The organism is Bradyrhizobium sp. 197 (genome assembly GCF_023073375.1).
Taxonomy (GTDB): domain Bacteria; phylum Pseudomonadota; class Alphaproteobacteria; order Rhizobiales; family Xanthobacteraceae; genus Bradyrhizobium.
The window spans coordinates 1-20,464 of the sequence record NZ_JADPJJ010000136.1 but is presented as its reverse complement, the minus strand read 5'-3'; the positions used below and the strand labels follow the sequence as shown (position 1 = coordinate 20,464).

Here is a 20,464-nt window from a genome sequence, read left to right as displayed (position 1 = left end):
CCGAGGACCAAGCTCGCGTACCCAGCCGGTGGTTCTGGCCTCACCAGCGAGGGTTTGACGCCATAAGCGGGTGCGGCATCGCATTTCGCCGTGAACGCGATCCTAGCGGCTCGGAACGGGGTGGGGGGAGGCGCTGCGCCTTGCAGCGGCAACAAGCTGAGCTCCATGAACGCGACCCGGTCCGGCGCCGGGCCGTCGCTCTGGTGACCGCCGCCGAGTCTCTGCGTGGCCGACTGATGGCGGCCGATTTCTTCCGAAGCGCGACAGAACGCAACGACGGTCCCGAGAACACGTTGGATCGCGCCAATTTCCGATACCTCGCCGCCGGCTGCCTCGGTATCGTGCGCCAGCGGCCGGCATGCCCGTCGCCGCGATAGACAGCGGGAAACGATATTTCAGAACACCATCAGCCTGGCAGCCATGGCCGATGCCCTGGACCGGTCGCCCGACTTCCGGGTGCTGCGACGCCTGGTGCCGCGGCCCGCGTCCCAGCCGGAAATCGGGCAGGAGTTCAAAACCGGCATCCTGCTCGACACCGAAACCACCGGCTTCGATCACGGCAGGGACGAGATCATCGAGCTCCGGATGGTCAAATTCGACTACGTGCCGGACGGTAGGATCGTCGGCGTCAGGGACACTTTCTCGGCCTTAACGAGCCGTCGGCGCCGATCCCGCCCGAGGTGACGGCGCTCACCGGCATCACCGACGAAATGGTGGCCGGCCACCGAATCGACGAGGCCGCCGTCACGGCCTTCGCCCACGATTCAGCCATCACGATCGCGCACAGCAGTGGGTTCGACAGGAAGTTCGTCGAGCGCTACTGGCCGGTATTCGAGCACAAGGCCTGGGGCTGCAGCGCCACCGAGATCGACTGGCGCGAACACGGCTTCGCGGGCGCGCAGCTCGGCTACTTGTTGAACGGCGCGGGCTTCTTTCACCATGCGCACCGGCGATCGACGACTGCCACGCTCTGCTGGAAGTCCTTGCCTTCCAATTGCCTCCACGGGTTCGCCCGCGCTCGCCCTCCTGCTCGAGAACGCCCGCAAGCCAACCGTGCGAATATGGGCCGAGCAGTCGCCGTTCGAACTCAAGGATTCGCTGAAGCGGCGCGGCTACCGCTGGAGTGACGGCAGCGACGGCAGACCGAAGTCTTGGTACGTCGACGTCTGCGAGGCCGCGTTCGACGCCGAACTCGCATTTCTCCGGACCGAGATCTATCTTCGCGACGTCGAACCGCGCCTGCAGACCCTGACCGCATTCACCCGTTTTTCCAGCCGAGTCTGACGAGCCTACTCGGTCGTTTCTGCCTAACGCCGATCAGTGGCCGCTTGGGTGCTCATGCATGATGGGGGTCCATCCGTCGAGCAACAGGCCGTCCCAAGCCACGACGCCTTCATGCCATATCGCCCCGTACTCGCGAAATATCGATGCCCATTTGTGGATTCCATTCAAAGATGTGGTCATTGACTTTGTCGTGGACCCGACAGGGCATATCGGGATTGAACGTATCCATCGGATTCATGCAGTATGTCCGGGGTCGACGTCCTTCGGCGTCTTCTTCTCCCGCTGAGGCGTCATCTTCGCCGGGCTTTCCTTTCCAGGCACGCCGCGGGGACCGAGCTCGTCGCGCTGGATGTCATCTTCGGAGCGCTCGGGCTCCACGCCATTCATCGGCTCGTCAGGCATCATTCCATCCTTGCCTTGTCCTTCAGGTCGCGGATTCGGATCTCGGCCTCCTCATTCGAGGTGACGATCTCCGATTCATCCGGCACCCGCGCTATCGCGGAGAGCCTTTTGAGTTCGGCGAGTTGTTCTGCGCTGGGCTTTTCCATGTTTGAATCCTCGACCGCCTGCACGACGGCTTCGTCGTCGAGCACGTCCAGCAGTTGGTTGTTGGTTTGGCCGCAATCTCTGCGGCCGGGCTCGACATGACGGGCCAGTATGTCCTGAGCCTCTTCCTCCGCCTTCAGCACTCGCTTGTCCGGTTTCATCGCCGGTACTCCAGATACTCGGAAGGCAAACGCCCCTATGAACGGCGGGTTCCTTTGCTCAGGCCCTTGAACGAACTCGCCCGCAGAAGGTTTTCGGAGGTGATGTCGCGGTACTCGATGTCTGCGTAGAACTTGGGTTCGACCCAGGTGTCCTTGGGCTTCCTGATGGTTTTCGTCAGCTTCTGCTTTGGGCTCACTACGGTGTCGAGCGCCTTGCGATCTGCGCAGACGTGGTCCGGCTCCATCCCGTGCCGACCTTGCCCATGTAGACCAAGTCCTTCCCTTCCTTCTTACCCAAATAGAGGGCGGCCACGCCCGACGGGTCCTTCATGAAGCCGACCACGGGAATTTGCCCTTCTGAACGACCTTGATCTTTTGCCAGGCCTCAACCCACTCCGACCGGTATGGGGCGTCCACACGCTTGGAAACGATGCCCTCGTAGTTCAACTTGCCGGCGGCGGCGAAAAGCGCCTGACCGTCTCCTTCGTGGTGCTCGCTATAGAAGACAGGCTCATTGAGCTCGTGCTCCTCGATCAGCTCCTTGAGCAGCTTCTTCCGCTCGATCTGCGGCTCTCCGCGTAAGTCTTTACCGTCGAGCCACAGCAGATCGAACGCGAAGTAGAGGCGGAGCTGGATGCGGTAGCCATCGTATTTGATTTCGTGAATCCACTGCGCGCCCCGAAGGCGCCTTCATCTTCAGGGTCGCCAATTGGGGGCTGATGAAGCCCGGCATCTGAGGGGCTCCCGGCTTCGGGGCCGATGCCTTGGTACGCTTCGCCACTCACAAAAAAACCCACCGCCAAGTTGGCCGGCGGGCGGTCGACCTTCCATTACCGAGTTCTGGCCCGGCGTCAGTCCGGCGTCGTCTCGGATGCCTGAGTGCTGCTGACGGGGTCAGACGCCGGGAAGCTGTCCTTCAGTCCCTTTTGCAACTCGTCATCCTTAGCCTTGTCACTCCTGATTTGCTGCTTGGGATTCTGCGCGTGCTTGTCCGGCGGGGCGGGATCAAACTTCTCGGTCATTCTATCCTTGTCCTATCCTGGCGGCAGAGCGGGGCAAAACGCTCCACTGCTGTGCGCTGTTCCTGGCGTCGCCGCGCCGGACCTCGAAGGTTCTGTGGCCCATCACCTCTGTCGTCGATGCTTTAGCAATTTTTGCATATCTTTTTCACGGTCTGGTCGACTTTGCTGTTCTCCTGATCGATCTTGGCGTCACTATCGTGTTGATCAGCGGTCGTCGGCCGACCGATGCCGCCTGCAGCGGCTCCCTGGGTATTAGCGGCAGGCGTTCCCGATGAAGCTGCGGTTCCGGCAGCATTGGTGCCGGGGCTTGCGGCATTCGTGCTGTTTCCTTCGACCGCTCCCTGATTGCGCCCGGATTGAGGGCTGGAAGTGCCGTTGGCGATACCGGTTATCGCATTGGTGGTGCCCGTGGTTGGATTGGTATTTGCATTCGGGGCAGTAGCCGACGGGCTTGCCGCCCCGCCCGAGGTCGCAGCGCCTGCGGCTCCTGCAGCGGACGGAGATGCTGCAGTCGAACCCCCTGCACCTGCAGAGGACGACGCACCGCCAGCGCTTCCACCGGCAGATCCGCCGGCACCACCGCCGCTGCCTCCACCGCCTCCGCCCCCACCTTGGGCAAATGCTGCGCAAGGGATGACGAGAGCTAAGACAAGTGCAATGCTGGAGCGTTTCATTGCGCGACTCCTTTAGCGAAGAAGCCACGCTGCTGCGTTTCGTTCCTAGGCGTTGGGTCGAGCCGACGCATCCGTTCTCAAGGGAATGTGCGAGGATGTTGGGGGCGCTCTCCCAGCAGGGCCGAGGCCAGCAACCGAACTATAGGGGAGACCAGGCGTTATCTACATCATGTCAGACGCTTTTGACTACTTCCGGGCCTACGCTATCCGAGCTCTTTGCAGGGCCCGGTCGATGCCGCACGGCAGGATGAAACATCTGCAGCTGCTGGCCGGGCGGATCTATAATCTCCTCAAGAAGGAGGCGGCTTACGGCCCGAACACGCAGCACCTTGAGGACTTCCGCGCTGCGCAGAAGCTCGAGAGATCCCTCGATCGGCGGCCTGGAGATGGCCCACCCTCTCAAAGTCACTTTGCTCAGTCGAGCTGGCCGCGCGCCGGGCGGGAGGTTCGCTAAGTGGCTTCCCTCGACACCCGCACCGTAGCGAGCCTCCTGCGAGAATACGCACAGCGAACAGCCTTGCGCGGCGGCAATCCCTACCGGGCAAAAGCCTATTCACGGGCCGCGGATAACCTGGCGGCTCTTGCGATCCCTCTCGATGTGCTCGTCGCCGAGGACCGGCTTACGGAAATCCCCGGCGTCGGCGAGGCGATCGGGGACATCATTACCAAGCTCCACAAGACCGGCACTCACCCGAGCCTCGAAAAACTGCGGAAAGGGATTCCCGAGGGTGTGCTCGAAATGCTCGCCGTGCCTGGCCTCCGCCCCGAGAAAGTGCTGCGTCTGTACCGGGATCTCGGCATCGCCTCGCTAACGGAGCTGGAGGCCGCCGCCAAGGACGACCGCATCAAGAAGGCCAAAGGCCTCGGGGCCGCGTTGCAAACCAAGATCCTGCAGAACCTCGCCATCGCGAAGAGCGGCGAAGACCGCCTCCACCTGCACCGTGCGGCGGCTCTGCTCGCTCACGCCAAGGACTCGATCCGCAAGTCTCAACCCGAGCTGAAGCGCGTCACGATCGCAGGCGAGTTCCGCCGCGGCTGCGAACTCGTCGGCGACCTCGCGATCGTCGCGGAAGCACCCAAGAAGGACAAAAGGTCGAAGGCGTCAGCTGCTGACGGATTGCAGATCCGGCTGTCCGATCGAAAGCACTTCGGCGCTACGCTTCTCTTCGCCACCGGCTCGGCCGCTCACATCGAGCAGCTCCAAGCGCTGGCCGCCGAAAAAGGAATGCGGTTGGAGGCGGACGGGTTGCACAAGGGCCGCACGCTGGTCGCCGGCGACGAGTCCGAGATCTACCGCGCCCTCGGCTTGCCCTTTATCGATCCCGAACTCCGGGAGGGGCGGAGCGAGGTCGAGCTGGCGCTGAAAGGCAAGTTGCCGAAGCTCGTCACCGACAAGGACCTGCGCGGAATCCTACACTCCCACACCGACGCGTCCGACGGCACCGAGACCCTGGAGACGATGGCCAAGGCCACCCGCCAGCGTGGCTTCGAATATTTCGGCGTCGCCGATCATTCCAAGTCCGCCCACTACGCTGGCGGTCTCTCGGTGGAGGAGATCGCGCAGCAGCACCGGGAAGCCGACCGCCTGAACAAGCGCTTCGGCAAGGATTTCTGGATCCTCAAAGGTATCGAATCCGATATTCTGGCCGACGGATCGCTCGACTATCCGGACGAGGTGCTGGAGCGTTTCGATTTCGTGGTCGCGAGCATCCACGGGCGCTTCAGACTGGGCCGCAAGGCGCAGACGCAGCGCTTGCTTCGGGCCATCTCGGATCCTCACACCACGATCATCGGCCACATGACCGGGCGGCAGCTGCAGCGGCGTCCGGGGTACGAAATCGACGTCGAGAAGGTACTGCGGGCATGCGCGAAGCATGAAGTCGCCGTCGAGATCAACGCCCACCCATGGCGGCTCGATCTCGACTGGCGCTGGCACCAGGCGGCCCTCGACTTCGACTGCATGCTGAGCATCAACCCGGACGCTCACTGATTCCCGAACTCGACCACATGCACTGGGGCGTCCAGATGGCCCGCAAGGGGGGCGTCCCCGCCGACCGCGTCTTGAACGCGATGACACTTCCCGAGATCACGCGCTACTTCCGCCAGAAGCGGCGCTCGCTCGCCCGAGCGGCCTGATGCCGCAGGCGCCCGATCTCTCGCTCGAGGGAGCGGTGGCGGCGGCCGCCGCCGATCGCAGGCACCACTTCAGCAAACCGACCCATGAACGCATAGTCCTGGTGGAAGGCTACGGCGTCGAGGGAGACGCCCATGCCGGCGCGTTCGTCCGACACCGGTATCTCGCCCGTCGCCGGCCTCGCCTAGCCAATCTCCGACAGGTCCACCTGATTCCGTCCGAGCTCTTCGCCTCCCTTCTCGAAGCGGGCTTCAAGGTCGCAGCGGGCGACCTGGGCGAGAACATCACCACAACCGGCCTGGATCTCGAGCGGATGCCGCTCGGGACCCTTATCGAGCTCGGGCCCTCGACGGTCATAGAGCTGACCGGCCTCCGGACGCCTTGCATCCTCATTGACCGCTTCCGGGCCGGGCTTAAACGACAGATGCTCTCGTCGGCGGAAAAGGGCCCCCCGTTCAAATCCGGGGTGCTGGGCGTGGTGCGGGTCGGCGGGACGGTCGCGGCTGGCGATACCCGCGGGTTCGGCTCCCGTCGTCCTCCTTCGGGGCCTTGCCGGCTTTGTAGGAGCCGTGCACAACGCTTGATGAACGTGTCCTCGATGACCGGCCGGCGGAGCACGCCGTGCGGCGAAGGCAGCTCGAGACCGACCGCGGAAGAACTCTAGTAAGCGAGAGCGAGAATCCTCGTCGGTGCATCGAGCACCGAGGGTACGTTCTCTAGAATGAAAGCCTTTCTACACCGCCTCCTGACGATCAAGTCCGACTTTCCAATCTGGGTACGCTAGGCGACGGCGGTCGCGGCCATTCTGGCCGCCGCCTACCTCATCCCGGCCGCCTGCTGCACCTCGTGCTCCAATGGTTGGATCGCCCGACGTCACGCGCGGACACAGAACCTTTCCAGCGCTCGCGACGTTTGCACAACTGGAGGAAGCGAGGACGTGTAATGAGGGCCAGAACGACATGCGGATACTGATCGTCGACGACCATCCCGTTGTCGTAACGGGCTGCCGGGCCTTGTTCGCTTCGGACCCGTCCGTAGAGATCCTGGAAGCTTCCGATGCAAAGGACGGCCACCATGCGTACTTGCAGAAGCATCCCGACGTCACCGTGGTTGACGTGACGCTTCCCGACCTTACCGGCTTCGAATTGTCCCGGCGAATCCGCAGGGATGATCCCGCCGCCAAAATAGTCATGTTCAGCGTGAGTGAAGATCCAGCGTTCGTGGTGCGCGCTGTGGAGATGGGCATTCAGGGATATGTCTCAAAGAGCGATGATCCCCGTCTCCTGGCCAAGGCCATCCGGAAGGTTGCCGCCGGGGAGCGCTTCGTCTCACCGCGTCTGGCTGAAGCGACGACCTTCGTGGGCGCGGTGATCAAGGCCAGTCCTTTGACGCAGATGAACCGACGCGAACTCGAGATCCTGAGGCTTTTGGGTCGCGGCGACCGCATCTCAGAAGTCGCGTCCGAACTCGGCATCTCCTACAAAACTGTTGCCAACACGACTTCCATGCTGAAGTCCAAACTCGGCGCTAAAAATCACTCCGACCTCGTCCGGATTGCAGTCGAGATCGATTTGTACCGGTGAAGAGTCGTCGACTGGGATCCAGTTTTTCGGCCGTTTTCGCGCAATAGCGACATCGGAGAGAGTTCTGCTCATCAAATGCCATCGAGCGGTACGACCTCTGGACGGCCAGGGTGAGCCATATGGAGCTATCCGCACGGACTGTTTGAACTCATCGTCAGAAGCATCCGCACGAACTCCATTATCACATTAGGAACGCAATCGGCCGAGCGGAGTTAAATCGCCGCTTCTCATTTTGTGTTGCAAGGCCGAGCGAAGGAAGCCCATGCGTCGCGTTCGACTTGTGATAGCAGATCGACATCCCATTGTTCTGCAGGGTTTTGTATCGCTACTCGAAGCGCAGCCCGATTTCGAAGTGGTTGCGTGCTGTCTTGATGGAGCTAGTTGCCTTGCGGCTATTCGCAGCTTGACCCCCGATGTGGTGTTACTGGAGGACGGGTTCACAGATGTAACCGCCTCCGACATCCTCGCCGTCGTGGACGACGAAGGCCTTTCCTCCCGGCTGGTGTTCTTTACTGCTACTGTCGCCTGCGGCGATCTTGCCAGGGCACTGGCGACCGGTGCTTGCGGCGCGATTTCGATGAACGCCAAACCAGAAGCGCTGGTGCAGTTCCTGAGGCTGGAAAAACCCGGGTCCGACCTGGCTAGGGTCGGTAACGAAGCTAATGGGATCGCCTCGTTCGGCAATAACGTTCTGGCGGTTCTGACCGTCAACGAGCAGACGATCATGGATCTCGTCGCCGAAGGTTTGTCGGACAGTGAAATTGCTCGGATGCTCGGTGTCTCTCCGGAGATCGTCAGGATTCACATCGACCACGCGCGACAGAAGCTCGGAATCAAAAGCCGGACGGAGCTCGCCGCGCTGGCACTGTCGCGCCGTTATGGCGCGATGAGTATCCTGGCAGTTGCGATCTTGGCAGCATTGGACGATTCGCTCGGTCACGCCGCAACCGAAAGTTGCACGGTCATGGCCGAAAACGCGTGCGCGGAGGTGGTCACCATCAAAATCAGTCGCAAGGAAGCAGTATCAGGCGGGACCCCGGCCAGAGGCGCGACCAAGGACCGCGCCGGCGCCGCAACTGGGACGTCATCGCCGACCGGCAAAATCGTCGATCCCTTGGCCGAGATTGCCGCGAGCCTATTTGCGCAGGCAACACTCAACGCGCCGAGGCCGGGTTCGAGCAGCTACAGCATCTTCATGGCTGCAGCTTTCGCCGCCTTGATCTACGAGCTCGATGGTGCCAACCACGCCGTGCACGCGTTCGATTTCGGCGATGAAATCGTCACTTCATCTACCGCAAGCGACGCCAACGGACTGGCATCCGCACTTCCCAGGTTCGCAAATTTCGGCGGCACGGCCGTGTACGATGGGGCGTTCGCATTCGAGTTCGCTCAAGGCGATACAATCGCCACAGGCGGCAGCGAGCTTTATGTCGGCAATGCCCATGCGGAGGGTGGCGGCAGCGACCGAGAAATCACTATTCCCCGAGGTTCCGGGACCGTTGACGTTGTTGCGGCGGCCACGAACGAAGCCTCGCAGCGTGACCCAACGCAGACAGGCCGGGATAACGGGTCCAATCAGGATCGATCGCAATCGGACTTGCGCGCTTACGACAACAGCTCCGAGGCCGCTAAGCGCGAGGCCCCAGGAGACGGTCTAAATCACGGTCAATCGCAGAAGACCCTACATGAGTCCGACAACAGCTCCGGAGCCGCCAAAGAGCACGCCAAGCATGAGGCCGCGGGAGACGGTTTAAATCACGGTCAATCGCAGAAGACCCTACACGAGTCCGACAACAGCTCCGGAGCCGCCAAGGGGCACGCCCAGCATGAGACCGCGGGAGAAGATTCGAATCGCGGACAGGCGCACGGCGATTTGCAGGCTTTCGAAGATGGCTCCGGGGCCGGCAAGCCACACGCACAGCATCCACAGGTAGGTGATTTAGATACTGCCAAGCCGCAGCGGGATATACCAACGGCGTCCGTAAATTCTGCCAACGACGCACATTCGGCGTTGAAGATTGCGACTGCAGGAAAGAGCGGGCCTTCTTCCGGCAGCGCAGATCAGGCCAAATCAGCGGTTGGCACCGAACTTGGCGATTCCTTTCATTTTAAAAATGGCACCGACAATACGTTTTCAGACATGTATGACCTACAGCAACTGAGCCACGGAAATGGAAAAACCTATGGAGATGGTCAGCATGCTGTTGCACGCGAGGGGCCGGAGCCGGTCCAGGATGCTGACGGGATTGATATTTCAGATGCGCACCACGATCACTCAGGGCACGCCAATCTCCATGCGGCTCACGATTTGATTGCGTAGCAATTACTGATCGAATGGGCCGTGCTGCCTTCAGAACAGCAAGATCATCCGTGTCGGCCAAGTCGGCGTTCACCACAGCATTCGAGCATCCCCTCGAGGCGCTCGCGACGCCATCAAGGCGACCCACGATAAGATCAAGGTATCCAGGGTCGTAGAGGAGCTGCTCGATGGCTGGACGGGACCTACAAGCCGATGGAGTAGCCGTCGCCTCGGAACCTCTCGGCGCTCTCCCGCGACATCACCCGGCTGCTATATTCCTGAACAAGCTCAGACAACGCCCACTGGATGCGGGCATTAAAGGTTAGACCAGATGGTGAGCGACGGCTTGAACGAGGGAGTGGTAGGCGACACCGCGAAGCTGGTGGCACATCGGCTGATAGCGCGGAGCTTCGTCGCGCCCTTCGTTGGTGGAGAGGGCGAAGGCCGCTCATGCCCGCCAGGCCAAGCAGTTCGCAGCTGGCCCTTCGTACGCGAGTGGGAGGACCGAAGCAGGTTGGACGCGAGGCCCTTCACGACGCCCCCGTCGTTGAGCCGTCCAAATGGACGTCCTTTTTGCTGTCCAATCCCATCCCAAACCTCCGTCCAAGCCGGCGGCTTCTTTCGCACAGCTATACCGATCCCTAAGCAAGGGTTCCGGCTAAGCGGTTACAGCCGTTCGCCGCACCCGCCGGCTCAACACCTGAGCGGCTGCCATTCGGCCTGCTCGCCGAGATGCAGAAGAAGCGGAAAGAGGGACTCCAGGTTGGTTTACCGCGAAAGACAGTAACTCCGAATTATCGGGCAAGATCTGGCGCGGATTAGCAACTTCGAGTTATCGAGCAAGGTCTGGTGATCTCCGCTCTACACACAATGCCAAACCTTATCACTGCGCTGATTGAATCTCTCGCCGAGGTCCCTATAGCTGCCTTCGAAAGAGCCAAGCCGATTGAAACCGGGAAAGGCGTTGATTGACGATTACGTCTCGCCCGGGTGCCTAGAATCATTCTGTGGCCTTCGAGTGCACTGACCATGGCCATGCCAATGACGGTTGTGGCTTTTTGGCTTGCGGCCGCGCCGGGCTCGGCGTCGGCTTTTGCGTCTGGGCGACATTGGCCGACTGCCGCCGACGCGGCAGTGGTATTTCGGGCATCACCTTTGGCTCTTCAGGCATCACAGTTGGCTCTGAGGCATTGGCGATGATGTGGGCGAGTTGTTCCTGGCTTGCGTTGAGCCGCTCCGTAAGCGTCTGACCGTCGCGCGCCATCTGCATCTGGGTCGCGTTGATCTGGTCGATGGTACTATTGCTGCGTGCCATTTCTTCCCGGCTCGCCTTGATTTGGCTCACGAGATTTTCATTGTCGTGAACCAATTGTTCTTGTCTCACCTCGAGCTGTTCGACCGTTTGCCTCAAGGCAGCGAAATCGTGTGCCATCGGTCGGAGCTGTCGCGCAAACTCGGAAGACAGGGCAACAGCAGTCGGCGCAACGTCTTTCGGCGCGGCGGCGTCCGGCGCGGCCTGTGTCAGGGGTGCCGGGTCTGAGGGGGCCATCTTCGCCGTATCAACGGAGGATGACCACCGCCAGGCAGCGACACCAATGGATGCTGCCAACAGAGAACCGACGAAAGCCACGTAGCGCCGACCCGCCGAGCGATGAATCGTTGCCGGCGCGGCGCGAGACGTCTTCCTCCTGGTCGGCGGGGCCAAAGGACCGACTTCCTCTTCGTGCGCCAAGTTGACCCGGTTGGAAAACTGCTCCTCCAAGCTTTTCGTGATCTGCTCTTCCGCGAGCTTGTCGTCCAGCGTGGAATCCATTTGGTGCTCCATAAATGCAATGGCACCCACTGAGAGCGATCCGCGCATCTGCGCTACGGCGAGCTAACATTCAACGGGATGCAGATGGTTTTTGAGCCTGCGAAGCTTTCCCAGGGATGAGCATGGAACTGCACGTCACGTCGTTTTTTTTGCCAGCTCACCCCAGAACTATACGGGAGCTTTTAACGCAGACGAGGAGGCGAAACTATGTTGACGGCCGGACAACCAGGGAAGGAACCTTGACCCTTCGCAAGCGCTGTCCGCCATTCGACGCGGGGTGAGGTGTGATCGCGGAGCCTGGTCGGGATTGCGCAGCCGGCTGAGCACCGGCGGCGCGCTGAGTGGCGCAAGGCCGAGGTGGAGGCCGAGCGCTTTCGCGCAGAATGTGAGCAGCTCGATGCCGCGCGGTCGCCACATCTTGCCCAAAATCAAATGGCGTAATCGGCGACATCAATGATCAGAAGACACGGCGGTTGTACCCGAGCCTGATGATCTTGAACGGCCCCGGAGTGCTTCACGCGCCGGGGCCGTTTTCGTTTTGGTTTGGGTATGGCCTGTGGCTACCGGGTGCGTAGTAGCACGCCGAATTGCTTCATCAAGAGCAGTTCGAGATTTGTTGATGCCTGACGGTGATTATCGTGGTGGTGCTGTCCATCGTGTTGCGGATCAAACGCAGCTGGACGGTGTTGAGATCGACAAGATCATCTGGGGCGTTGCTTCCACATCGCAATGATGGTGAACGCCTGTTCAATAAAGTTTCGCGGCTGTTCCCGGAACGGCGACATTCCCCACTGGTTGGTAATCGTAACCAGCAAGGGAGATGCACAATGAGGAAGCTTTGTTATGTTCTCGCCGCTGTGACGGCACTCAGCGTGGCAGCACCGACGCTCGCCGGTGCTCAGGAGTTCGGTTTCCGGATCGGTGGCGACCACGGATATTATCGCGACAGGGACTACGGATATGACCGTGGCTTTGATCGCGGATGGCACCACGGCTGGTACAATCATAATCGAGACCGCACGGTAGTTATTCGGCGTCAGCATCATTGGGACTACGACGATTAACGAAAATGGCCCCGACATTCGGGGCCATTTTTTTGCTTGCGCTATCAACCGCGAAGGGCCCTTCGCTGCGAGCAGGTTCGCGCTACATCAAAGGACCTTGCAGCCAACTAACCGAAGCGCCTTCGCCAAGTCATCTGCCAGGAAGTATTCATCCTCAATGATCAGAACGCGGCAGCCCTCGATTGAACGTGCTACGTGGCACGTCATCATCTCGCCTCTTGACGTCAATCCTCGTTCTGGAACAAACGTGAATCGGTGGTTCCCAGTTCCGCTAGACGGCCCTCGTGTCCTTTGTGGAGGAACCAAGTTGCGGTGTCTCTACACCTCAAAATGACAAAATAGTCCATATGTTCAAATGCGCCTGCGGCGAGCACACTTGGATGGAGGACGAGACGTAGGACTCGCTCTTGGCGCGGCCTCTTTCGATTGAATGTCGCCTGCTGGCGTTGAGACTTGCCCGCCTGTCCTGAGAATGTCCCTTCACCGGCGTAGACCGGAAGTCGCCTGATCCGGTGAAGCCGACGCGACTAGACCGGAATTCGCCGACACTAATAAGCCGTACCGTCCAGCGCGACACGCCCGCAATCAGCGTGACGGCGGAGCGCTTGCCTCAACTCGCCAACGAGCAGCACACTCACATTCTGAAAGGGGCTCACAGGTTGGGTTGCTGGATATCGGATGCATGCTACTTTACGCAGCGATCTTGTATTGAGCTGCCCGTGCATTCTTTGTAGTGCTCAAGAAGCTCCCCATCGGCTAGGTGGTCCCAGTACTCCGCCTCGGCGAGCAGCTTCCAGCTTCTGTCAGGATGATATGCGGCGCTCTGTCGGCACAACGAGGCCATCGCGCGCAAGCGGCGTACAGGTTTCATTCCCTTCCTCCCGTCGTTCTTCTATTTTTCCCACCTTAATTTCTGTTTTTGCGTCAGCGTTATCATGATTATGATCCAGAAGTATTTTTAGGTTTTTCCGATCGCCGACCAATCGGTCGATGGCGCGCTTGCTGCGAGAAACTTTCGTTTGGGCTTCGGATCGCGCATTCGTTCACTCGCGGTGCGCTGCCGGTGGGCATTCGTTCCGCACTTGGAACATTGTAAGTCGCTGCGCCAATGAACCGACCGGCAGTTTGTGTCTGGTCTATCCGTATCACCAACCCCGGCCCGCCATTCGGCGGCGCTGCTGCCTCGATAAGGCAAAGGGCCAGTCTCAAGCAGGCGTAGCTCGCCAGCATGCGCGACCTCGAACTTGATGACCAACTCAATGATGGGCCAGAGGAGCGCTAGTCGCACGGATTGCTGGATCAGGTGCGGCTCGCCCTGCACCAGCAGGTCACCGCCGGGCGAGGGTGGCGCACGCACCCAGAAATCGTGTGCATCGTCTGTCGTCAGCATTATCGCACGTCCAAACTTCATCCCGTTGCTCGCGCGGCCCGTCGGTGCCCCAATTAAGGAATTTGTCACCGGTTGTTGTCACCATCTCACCATTGCAGATGAGTCGCGGTTTGCGGCCATGGAATTGCTGAAGTGGTTTGAACGCGGGCAAGACCAAGGATTGGTGGTCTCTTTCAAGAGGGAATGCCCGGAGTATGGACTTCCCGGCTAGTGTGGCGCCGAGCAGTACAGCTCAGCTAATTGATCCCAACTTACGGTCGGTATACCGCGCCGCCAAAGCTATGCTGCGGCTATTGCTAACGTCTGTGTTTTTGAACGTTGTTTTGAGCGAGGCGCCTAATGAAAGACATCTCATGGTCTGATCTCGATAACGATGAACGGCGCGCTATCGCAGTATTGGGAGCCGGGCTCTCCATCGAACTGTGCGACCCTCTTGCGCTTCTGACGTTGCGGCGGATCGGGCTGATCGAGGGGTCCCATTTGACGGCTGCTGCAGACGATTTGCGAAGAGATGCCGTTTCGAAGAGTGTCGCGAGCTAAGCCTTGCGGTGGGTGGTAGGAGTTGGATCGGGGAATGCCAAACGCAATCGAGCTCATTGTGGACGGCTACGTCAGCTTAAATGACAGGAGGGCTCTTGACGATTTGCGCATGCAGCGCCGGAAGCTCGCCGTGGACTTGAAGGCGCTTACCGGTTTTGATTGCCGGACAGCGATCCAGCAGATCGAGGAAGATATCGACGTGATCGAGGCAGGGCTGGCGCGGTTGGATGGCGCAACGACGGGATAGCCGATCTGTTCGCGTTTCTATCTGCGTCGATCTTCTTTGCCCCCACGACTAGGATCATGAGCACACGGCCGTTGTAATTCTTTGGCCTCATCCCATGGTGCGCCATCCAGCCATCGCGCTTCCTCGTCGGTCGCCAGAATGACCGGGGCATTAGCTTGGGCGGATCAGCCCGCCCACCTCATTTGGCGTTGTCCTTGCGAAGCCTGAGACCAAATGCGGCCCCGGCGCCTGCATTGAACCAACTTTTCGAAAGGGACAGACATTAAGCGTGAACTTCGAGCTAAAATTTTCCGTAGTTTCCCTTTGCATCAATGGAGTACGCTGGTGTCCTAGAGCTGGGGCGCGGGGATGACGCACTACCGAGCATATCTTTTGGATCAGAAACGCCACGTTATAAGCGTGGCTAAATTGCAGTGTGCCGACGAGCAGGAAGCACGCGACCGTGCTCAGCAGCTAGTTGATGCCAACGACATCGAGCTATGGCAGCTTGATCAGCGCATTGCGGTGTTTGAGGCACCCACAAGCAGAACCTCGCAGGCGGCGGCAGAGGAAAGCGTTCAGCGGGCGCAACCTCCTAGAACGAAACCTAAGTAAAGGCTGCGATCAAAGTAGGCGCACAACTCGGTTGAGCGCGAGGATGGCGGCTCGGCTGGTAGTGATGCTGTCACCGGCGTCCGACCCTACGCAGTATTCTTCCGCACGGCAGGCACTTGAACACGCGAGATCGATACGGCGGCATGGCTCAAGCCGCGAGGCATCAGACTGACGTCCACGTCGCGCTGCATTCGCGACAAGCTATTTCCCTCGTGAGCGTCATGCTTTCGGCAGGGGGCCAGCAAAGGCTTTGAGCTTATTGGCTCCTCCCGGCATTTTCACTCCTTCAGTCGCGCTCCGGTAGCCTAAGCGCCTGGCGGATGCCCACGCGTACTCGGCGGCGGTTGATCATCCAATCGGCGTAACAGATCAAGCTGAAGTCTAAGGGTAGGTGTTAACTCGTCGTCCCCGAGACATGCTTGCAGTCTCTCGCCAATCTCTCGGAGGATTGCGCGGCCGAACGCCCTGTCGATGTCAATACGGGTTCGCATGGCAGAACTCCCTGTTCTGGCCGAAAGCCTGCCCTGCCATTGTCGTTCTGTCTTTTTCAGGAGTTGAGGCCAAGACCGCCGCCTTTGACTATCTGTCGCGAGCGGTTGTGGACAGCGGGTGATGAACAACCATTGGCTATCCGCGACATGCGCCGTACCTGACGGCGGGCGACGGTCTCGCAAACACAACGCCGTCGGCCGACAAAGGTTCACATAAGTTAACCTCGGAAGGCGCTTTGGTAGCTTGACACCACCGATCCGGCGACCGGCTCGCGGATCACCTTTTCGGCAGGCCCAACGCTTCGACGGCCCGAATGCAGATTTGAACTGGGTCTTTCAGGCTGGTCTGACCGATCTCAATGATCTTCTTGGCGATCATTTTGGAACGGGGATCGTTCCGCTCCTTTACGCCGATGGTCTTCAGGGCTTGCTCGGAAGCGTTTGCGAGCCGGATGACATCTTCCGGTCCAAGAGGTGAGTTCTGAAGTATCCGGTAAATGACCAAGCAAGTCCCCGGCTGAATAGCAGCATCGCAGGAGTTCTTTCGCTGAAACTAGCAAATTGGGCGTGCGACCAGCACGCGCTCCATCGCAGGACGCCTGCGGCTCTTCACCGTCGAACAAGAGCGGGCACGAGATCAGCCGTAATAAAATCCGCGGCCCCCATGTAAGACCAGGCCGACGAGCTAATCGCCGTTCCGTCCGCACAATTGTCCGACCTCTTCGAGCACCTCAGACATATAGACGGGCTTCTCGCACCGTCGCGCACGTTGAAAGCGGACAGGTAATACCTCGGGGCTGTAACCCGTCACGAAAATAAAGGGGATACGACGGCGTATCAGTTCGTCCGCAATCGAAAATGATGGCTCTCCACGCAGATCAATATCGATGACTGCAACATCAAAGCCGCCGTTCGCAACCTGATCTTTTGCCTTAGAGATCTCGGCAAAGGGACCGACTACAATCGCTCCGCGAGCGGTTAATTCCTGCTCAAGATCACTCGCCAAGAAGTATTCATCCTCAAGAACGAGAACCCGGCATCCGGCCAGGTTATCTACCTCAGCAGTACACTTAAGCCACGCCCGGCTCAGGCCGACGTTCTCAATCGTGGCGATGCCAGCCATCCTCGATCTCCCCGCTGCCTCACGCGACCTTGCGTCCATTTTCGCCCGAAACAGTCACACTCAATTTCAATGTCGGCTCGCGCCGTCGCATAAACTTGGCTCTAACCTCGGAACAGACGCTAAGCGGGGAATGAGCCGATGTCATCCATTGTTGTTTGCGAAGAGCCGCCTGCCAGCTCTCACTAGCATTCGAAAGAAATGTGAGGCAGGAAACGAAACAATTTTGCGCGCAACCGAACCTTACTTGCGCAGCGCCAAGCAAGTGCAGAGACGCGATCAGTTGTTCTGACCGGCTGGCCCGAACGCGCCTCCTTGCGGAAGATCAAAACGAGGTCGATCACTGTGCCTAGGCTGGATACTGTAGCCGAACGACCTTCTGTCAGGCTGCTGAGGTTATGAGGCTTGGCGCGGCATGTCCGTCAGGGCCTCACCCAGTCAGCGGGGGGATCGGCTCCGCTCCTATCGCAGAGAACTTACGTTTCTCCCGGTCTAGCGGCGGCTCGCCGCTAGTTCGACGCCGCTCCCGCGAAATAGTTCGTTAGGATCTGTGTGCCTAACTGAGAGCGTGCCGATTACCGCTGATTGCGGCACATGGAATGGGAATGTCGGCCCCGGCTGTCTCCCCAACCTGCGGCTGGGGCCGTTTTGAACTTGCGCAGCATTGTTCACCCCCGGTCCACAACTATGATTAAGGGCATTGCTATCGCGCTATTTGCGCTGGGCATTTTATCTCAGTTCGATCAGGCGCTCTTCTATGGCCGCAATACTGACGCTGCGCTTAGGCTTGTGCGCGAGATCAGTCGCGCGTTTGGCGTGTAGGCCGGCATTCCATCGCGGAAGCGCTCGCCCGCTTGCTCTCGAATCTTGCGGCGTGGTCACCGCCGGACTGCGGTCTCCACAAACTCCTGCACAGAACTTGGCACGTCATCGTGCTCGACAAAACGCCGACGCAGCTCGTCGGCAATATCTACCGTCACGTCGCGCGACCAGCCCTCGGCGGTATTGAACGCAACGATCCGCACCGGATGACTATATTGGTCTTCCAAAAGACGTCGGAGAAGCGATGCGCGGTCACTGTCTTTTTCGTCCGCCTCGCACCAGGCGCGCCCGAACCTGCCAAAATCGTTCAGCACAAGATAGGTGTCGTGATCGACATGCGGCACGATGGAGGGGGAGCGAGGCATACACAGCAACTCCTGCTGGAGCGAAGAGGAACCTTTACCGCGTTCCGGCCTCCCTGTGTAGGGGCGCACTCGAAAATTTTGAGGTATATCAAGCGGATAACCTCCCGACAGCCCAAGCTGCCGCTTTAGCGGTAATTTCCGGAACAAGTGTTCACTTTGTAACTTAAGCTAAGGTCTCAGGGGAAGGTTCGGTGTGAAAGAGTTGCTGCCGGTCGTACTGGTCGTCGAAGACGAGCACGCTGTTCAGGGGTTCATCGAGGACGCACTCAACGAGGCCGGCTTTGGCGCCGTATCCTTGTCGTCAGGCGAAGAGGCGCTGACGATACTCAGCGGCGACAAAGACAAGTTTCGCGCTCTGCTGACAGATGTCAATCTGGCGGGTCGATTGAGCGGTTGGAAGGTCGCCAAGCGCGTGCGCGAGATCAAGCCCGACATGCCGGTGATCTACATGACTGGTGTCTCGGGCGACGAGTGGCCTTCTCACGGCGTGCCGGGCAGCATCCTTCTCACCAAACCGTTCGCACCAGTTCAGGTTGTCACCGCCGTCGCTCAGCTTCTGAACGTTGCCTCGACAGAACCATAGGTTCCAGTTGCAGCCATCCAGCCAACTGGATTGGCGACTTCTGCCAACGGACCGCCGCTTGGGACAAAATGGCCACTCCAATCCATGGCGCTCGCATCCAGACGTCGCGCTCCTTATCCGTCGTGAGGATCACTGGCATCGGCTTCGGATGGGTCGGTTCAACCATGGCGTTCGGCGTAGTCGTCAGGAACTATAGACAAGGTGCAGGCCTGAGACCGGCTTGAACTTGTGCCGTCGTCCGCCCGGAGCCGACAAGCTGTGCGATCTGTGTCTGTGTCCTAATTCCCACGGTTGCGGCGAAAAGCGCATCCGTTTGTCGCCTTTCGAACAGACGGGCCAAATCCACTCCGCTCCAACTTCACTATTGGAAGCAGCCATCAGTTGGGGAGGCGGAATGGAACGTTCCCTGTTACTTGAGATGACGCGCGACAAATATGTCGAGCGGTGCAAGCAGCGAGCTTTCGATCATCTCGACCGAGGTGATCTTAAGAACTCGGTCGCCTCGTTTGTCGAGAATATCAACGCGCGTCCCGATTGCGAGTTGCCAAACTACTTGGAAAGGCTTGGCGGTTCGCTTCTGACGGCGAACGATGCGCTCGGCTGGAGAACGCTCATTGAGATATTGAGGTGATGGTCCGATGGATCAAGCCAGCCAGGATCTGGCGGGGACCAATTTGACAGGGAACAAGCCCAGCACAACGACCGGACACTGATGGATGAGGGGGTGGGATGGCGCACTACCGAGCTTACCTTTTGGATCACGACCGCCACGTTATAAGCGTTGCCAATTTGCATTGTGCCGACGAGCAGGAAGCACGGGAACGTGTTCAAGAGCTAGTGGATGCCAACGACATCGAGCTGTGGCAGCTTGATCGGGGCATTGCGGTGTTTGAGGCCCCCAGAAGCAGAACCTCGCAGGCGGCGGCAGAGGAAAGCGTTCAGGGGCCGCAACCTCCTAGAATGAAACCTAGGTAAAGGCTGCGACCAAAATAGGCGCACAACTCAGTTGAGCGCGACGATGGCGGTTCGGCTGGTAGTGATGCTGTCACCGGGGCGTCCGACCTTACGCGACCTCGATCGTTCGCTCCTTGCTGGCCCGCAGGCTGCGGAGGTAATAGCCTCGCGCGTGAACCGCTGATTTGATTTCGTCGCTGACCTTGAGAACTCGTTTCCTGCTCTTGCGCCACTTGTGTGCAGAGTAAAGCGCAGGTACGGCACAGCCTGTACTTAGAACGAGGAAGTCGCGCTTGTCATTGCGATAGACATCATACACCGTTCGCCCCCGCCTAATGGTTTTGAACTAAGAATGAAATATGTTTCGTCGTCTCAATCAATGAGATTAGTACCTCGAATGCCTGTGCGGGTTGTAAATGTGCAACGCCTCGAGACTTTTGCTTCACCTCGTTCCGGAATTGGAACGAACTGAAGCAGGTCCGGACCATCGCCAAGTTAGGTATGCTGCGCAGTTAGTTCAGCGAGGCCGTGAGCGGCACGAGACAGCGGTTCTCTGGCGTTCGCCACCTCGCCGTGCGGCGATGACGCATTGTCTGCGACGCGAAACACCCGGTGGGTTTGCCTATCCGCGAACCGGCAATCGATGACGGAATTCTGGCCGCCGGCCCATCCGAACTCACGCAATCCTCGGCGAAATGCCTCCAGGGGGCGCCAGTCAACGGTGCCCCAGGCGTCCGGCTGGGCGCGCACGCCCACAGGCAGTGCAGCGGTCGGCTGC

19 protein-coding genes and 3 pseudogenes are annotated in these 20,464 nt (G+C 59.6%); 10 read left to right on the top strand and 12 right to left on the bottom strand.

Features of this window, described 5'->3' with window-relative positions:
- Positions 1–420 precede the first annotated feature (420 nt).
- Positions 421–1,284 (top strand): annotated as a pseudogene (locus IVB27_RS30050) (3'-5' exonuclease).
- A 234-nt stretch (positions 1,285–1,518) separates the two neighbouring features.
- Here the strand turns inward: IVB27_RS30050 and IVB27_RS30045 are convergent.
- The 5 genes from IVB27_RS30045 to IVB27_RS30030 form a co-directional block, all read right to left on the bottom strand.
- Complete coding sequence (locus IVB27_RS30045) at positions 1,519–1,686, bottom strand: hypothetical protein (RefSeq protein ID WP_247446546.1); 168 nt, start codon at positions 1,684–1,686, stop codon at positions 1,519–1,521.
- Positions 1,686–1,991 (bottom strand): hypothetical protein, encoded by a 306-nt coding sequence (locus IVB27_RS30040; RefSeq protein ID WP_247446489.1) that lies wholly within the window; start codon positions 1,989–1,991, stop codon positions 1,686–1,688. Before IVB27_RS30040 ends, IVB27_RS30045 begins: the two co-directional genes overlap by 1 nt.
- A 35-nt stretch (positions 1,992–2,026) precedes the next feature.
- On the bottom strand, positions 2,027–2,236 hold the full coding sequence (locus IVB27_RS43405; RefSeq protein ID WP_345946937.1) for an ATP dependent DNA ligase: 210 nt from the start codon (positions 2,234–2,236) through the stop codon (positions 2,027–2,029).
- A gap of 82 nt (positions 2,237–2,318) precedes the next feature.
- Complete coding sequence (locus IVB27_RS43400; protein WP_345946940.1) at positions 2,319–2,555, bottom strand: DNA ligase-like domain-containing protein; 237 nt, start codon at positions 2,553–2,555, stop codon at positions 2,319–2,321.
- Between the two features lie 287 nt (positions 2,556–2,842).
- Positions 2,843–3,013 carry a hypothetical protein gene (locus IVB27_RS30030; protein WP_247446488.1) on the bottom strand — a complete coding sequence of 57 codons (171 nt, stop codon included), beginning with the start codon at positions 3,011–3,013 and terminating at the stop codon, positions 2,843–2,845.
- A gap of 1,128 nt (positions 3,014–4,141) precedes the next feature.
- On the opposite strand from IVB27_RS30030, the pseudogene IVB27_RS30025 reads away from it, so the two are divergent.
- From IVB27_RS30025 to IVB27_RS30010, 4 genes and pseudogenes are all read left to right on the top strand, one after another.
- Positions 4,142–5,823 (top strand): annotated as a pseudogene (locus IVB27_RS30025) (PHP domain-containing protein).
- Positions 5,823–6,485, top strand: coding sequence for an MOSC domain-containing protein (locus IVB27_RS30020; protein WP_247446487.1), 663 nt, complete (start codon positions 5,823–5,825; stop codon positions 6,483–6,485). The pseudogene IVB27_RS30025 and the gene IVB27_RS30020 overlap by 1 nt, the downstream one beginning before the upstream one ends.
- A gap of 295 nt (positions 6,486–6,780) precedes the next feature.
- Entirely contained in the window at positions 6,781–7,404 is a 624-nt protein-coding gene (locus IVB27_RS30015) for a response regulator transcription factor (protein ID WP_247446486.1), read from the top strand.
- Positions 7,405–7,666: 262 nt separating this feature from the next.
- Positions 7,667–9,724: a response regulator transcription factor gene (locus IVB27_RS30010; protein WP_247446485.1), complete on the top strand. Its 2,058-nt coding sequence runs from the start codon at positions 7,667–7,669 to the stop codon at positions 9,722–9,724.
- Positions 9,725–10,703: 979 nt separating this feature from the next.
- Here IVB27_RS30010 and IVB27_RS30005 read toward each other — a convergent pair.
- A complete protein-coding gene (locus IVB27_RS30005) occupies positions 10,704–11,516 on the bottom strand; it encodes a CDK-activating kinase assembly factor MAT1 (protein ID WP_247446484.1) in 813 nt (270 codons plus the stop codon).
- A gap of 638 nt (positions 11,517–12,154) precedes the next feature.
- Here IVB27_RS30005 and IVB27_RS43395 point away from each other — a divergent pair.
- A complete protein-coding gene (locus tag IVB27_RS43395) occupies positions 12,155–12,580 on the top strand; it encodes a hypothetical protein (RefSeq protein ID WP_345946936.1) in 426 nt (141 codons plus the stop codon).
- A gap of 958 nt (positions 12,581–13,538) precedes the next feature.
- On the opposite strand, the gene IVB27_RS29995 is transcribed toward IVB27_RS43395, so the two are convergent.
- Positions 13,539–13,970 carry a hypothetical protein gene (locus IVB27_RS29995; RefSeq protein WP_247446483.1) on the bottom strand — a complete coding sequence of 144 codons (432 nt, stop codon included), beginning with the start codon at positions 13,968–13,970 and terminating at the stop codon, positions 13,539–13,541.
- 339 nt (positions 13,971–14,309) lie between these two features.
- On the opposite strand from IVB27_RS29995, the gene IVB27_RS29990 reads away from it, so the two are divergent.
- Positions 14,310–14,510, top strand: a complete 201-nt coding sequence (locus IVB27_RS29990; protein WP_247350974.1) for a hypothetical protein — start codon at positions 14,310–14,312, stop codon at positions 14,508–14,510.
- Positions 14,511–14,544: 34 nt separating this feature from the next.
- On the top strand, positions 14,545–14,757 hold the full coding sequence (locus IVB27_RS29985; RefSeq protein ID WP_247446482.1) for a hypothetical protein: 213 nt from the start codon (positions 14,545–14,547) through the stop codon (positions 14,755–14,757).
- Between the two features lie 1,362 nt (positions 14,758–16,119).
- Here IVB27_RS29985 and IVB27_RS29975 read toward each other — a convergent pair.
- The 3 genes from IVB27_RS29975 to IVB27_RS29965 form a co-directional block, all read right to left on the bottom strand.
- Positions 16,120–16,347, bottom strand: coding sequence for a hypothetical protein (locus IVB27_RS29975; RefSeq protein ID WP_247350976.1), 228 nt, complete (start codon positions 16,345–16,347; stop codon positions 16,120–16,122).
- 180 nt (positions 16,348–16,527) lie between these two features.
- Complete coding sequence (locus tag IVB27_RS29970; protein ID WP_247446481.1) at positions 16,528–16,965, bottom strand: response regulator; 438 nt, start codon at positions 16,963–16,965, stop codon at positions 16,528–16,530.
- 875 nt (positions 16,966–17,840) lie between these two features.
- Entirely contained in the window at positions 17,841–18,149 is a 309-nt protein-coding gene (locus IVB27_RS29965) for a hypothetical protein (RefSeq protein WP_247446480.1), read from the bottom strand.
- Between the two features lie 193 nt (positions 18,150–18,342).
- On the opposite strand from IVB27_RS29965, the gene IVB27_RS29960 reads away from it, so the two are divergent.
- Entirely contained in the window at positions 18,343–18,732 is a 390-nt protein-coding gene (locus tag IVB27_RS29960; RefSeq protein WP_247446479.1) for a response regulator, read from the top strand.
- 394 nt (positions 18,733–19,126) lie between these two features.
- The gene (locus IVB27_RS29950; protein ID WP_247446478.1) at positions 19,127–19,363 is read left to right on the top strand and encodes a hypothetical protein; all 237 of its coding nucleotides are present in this window, start codon (positions 19,127–19,129) and stop codon (positions 19,361–19,363) included.
- A 432-nt stretch (positions 19,364–19,795) separates the two neighbouring features.
- Here the strand turns inward: IVB27_RS29950 and IVB27_RS29945 are convergent, their stop codons facing one another.
- On the bottom strand, positions 19,796–20,005 hold the full coding sequence (locus tag IVB27_RS29945) for a hypothetical protein (protein WP_247446477.1): 210 nt from the start codon (positions 20,003–20,005) through the stop codon (positions 19,796–19,798).
- 176 nt (positions 20,006–20,181) lie between these two features.
- Positions 20,182–20,464 (bottom strand): annotated as a pseudogene (locus IVB27_RS29940) (OpgC domain-containing protein); the annotation flags it as partial.

Excerpts from the sequence above, each read along its gene's own strand:
- IVB27_RS30045 (WP_247446546.1), bottom strand. The coding sequence starts at position 1,686 with ATGCCTGACGAGCCGATGAATGGCGTGGAGCCCGAGCGCTCCGAAGAT.
- IVB27_RS30040 (WP_247446489.1), bottom strand. The coding sequence starts at position 1,991 with ATGAAACCGGACAAGCGAGTGCTGAAGGCGGAGGAAGAGGCTCAGGAC.
- IVB27_RS43405 (WP_345946937.1), bottom strand. The coding sequence starts at position 2,236 with ATGGAGCCGGACCACGTCTGCGCAGATCGCAAGGCGCTCGACACCGTA.
- IVB27_RS30030 (WP_247446488.1), bottom strand. The coding sequence starts at position 3,013 with ATGACCGAGAAGTTTGATCCCGCCCCGCCGGACAAGCACGCGCAGAAT.
- IVB27_RS30020 (WP_247446487.1), top strand. The coding sequence starts at position 5,823 with ATGCCGCAGGCGCCCGATCTCTCGCTCGAGGGAGCGGTGGCGGCGGCC.
- IVB27_RS30015 (WP_247446486.1), top strand. The coding sequence starts at position 6,781 with ATGCGGATACTGATCGTCGACGACCATCCCGTTGTCGTAACGGGCTGC.
- IVB27_RS30010 (WP_247446485.1), top strand. The coding sequence starts at position 7,667 with ATGCGTCGCGTTCGACTTGTGATAGCAGATCGACATCCCATTGTTCTG.
- IVB27_RS30005 (WP_247446484.1), bottom strand. The coding sequence starts at position 11,516 with ATGGATTCCACGCTGGACGACAAGCTCGCGGAAGAGCAGATCACGAAA.
- IVB27_RS29995 (WP_247446483.1), bottom strand. The coding sequence starts at position 13,970 with ATGCTGACGACAGACGATGCACACGATTTCTGGGTGCGTGCGCCACCC.
- IVB27_RS29990 (WP_247350974.1), top strand. The coding sequence starts at position 14,310 with ATGAAAGACATCTCATGGTCTGATCTCGATAACGATGAACGGCGCGCT.
- IVB27_RS29985 (WP_247446482.1), top strand. The coding sequence starts at position 14,545 with ATGCCAAACGCAATCGAGCTCATTGTGGACGGCTACGTCAGCTTAAAT.
- IVB27_RS29970 (WP_247446481.1), bottom strand. The coding sequence starts at position 16,965 with ATGGCTGGCATCGCCACGATTGAGAACGTCGGCCTGAGCCGGGCGTGG.
- IVB27_RS29965 (WP_247446480.1), bottom strand. The coding sequence starts at position 18,149 with ATGCCTCGCTCCCCCTCCATCGTGCCGCATGTCGATCACGACACCTAT.
- IVB27_RS29950 (WP_247446478.1), top strand. The coding sequence starts at position 19,127 with ATGGAACGTTCCCTGTTACTTGAGATGACGCGCGACAAATATGTCGAG.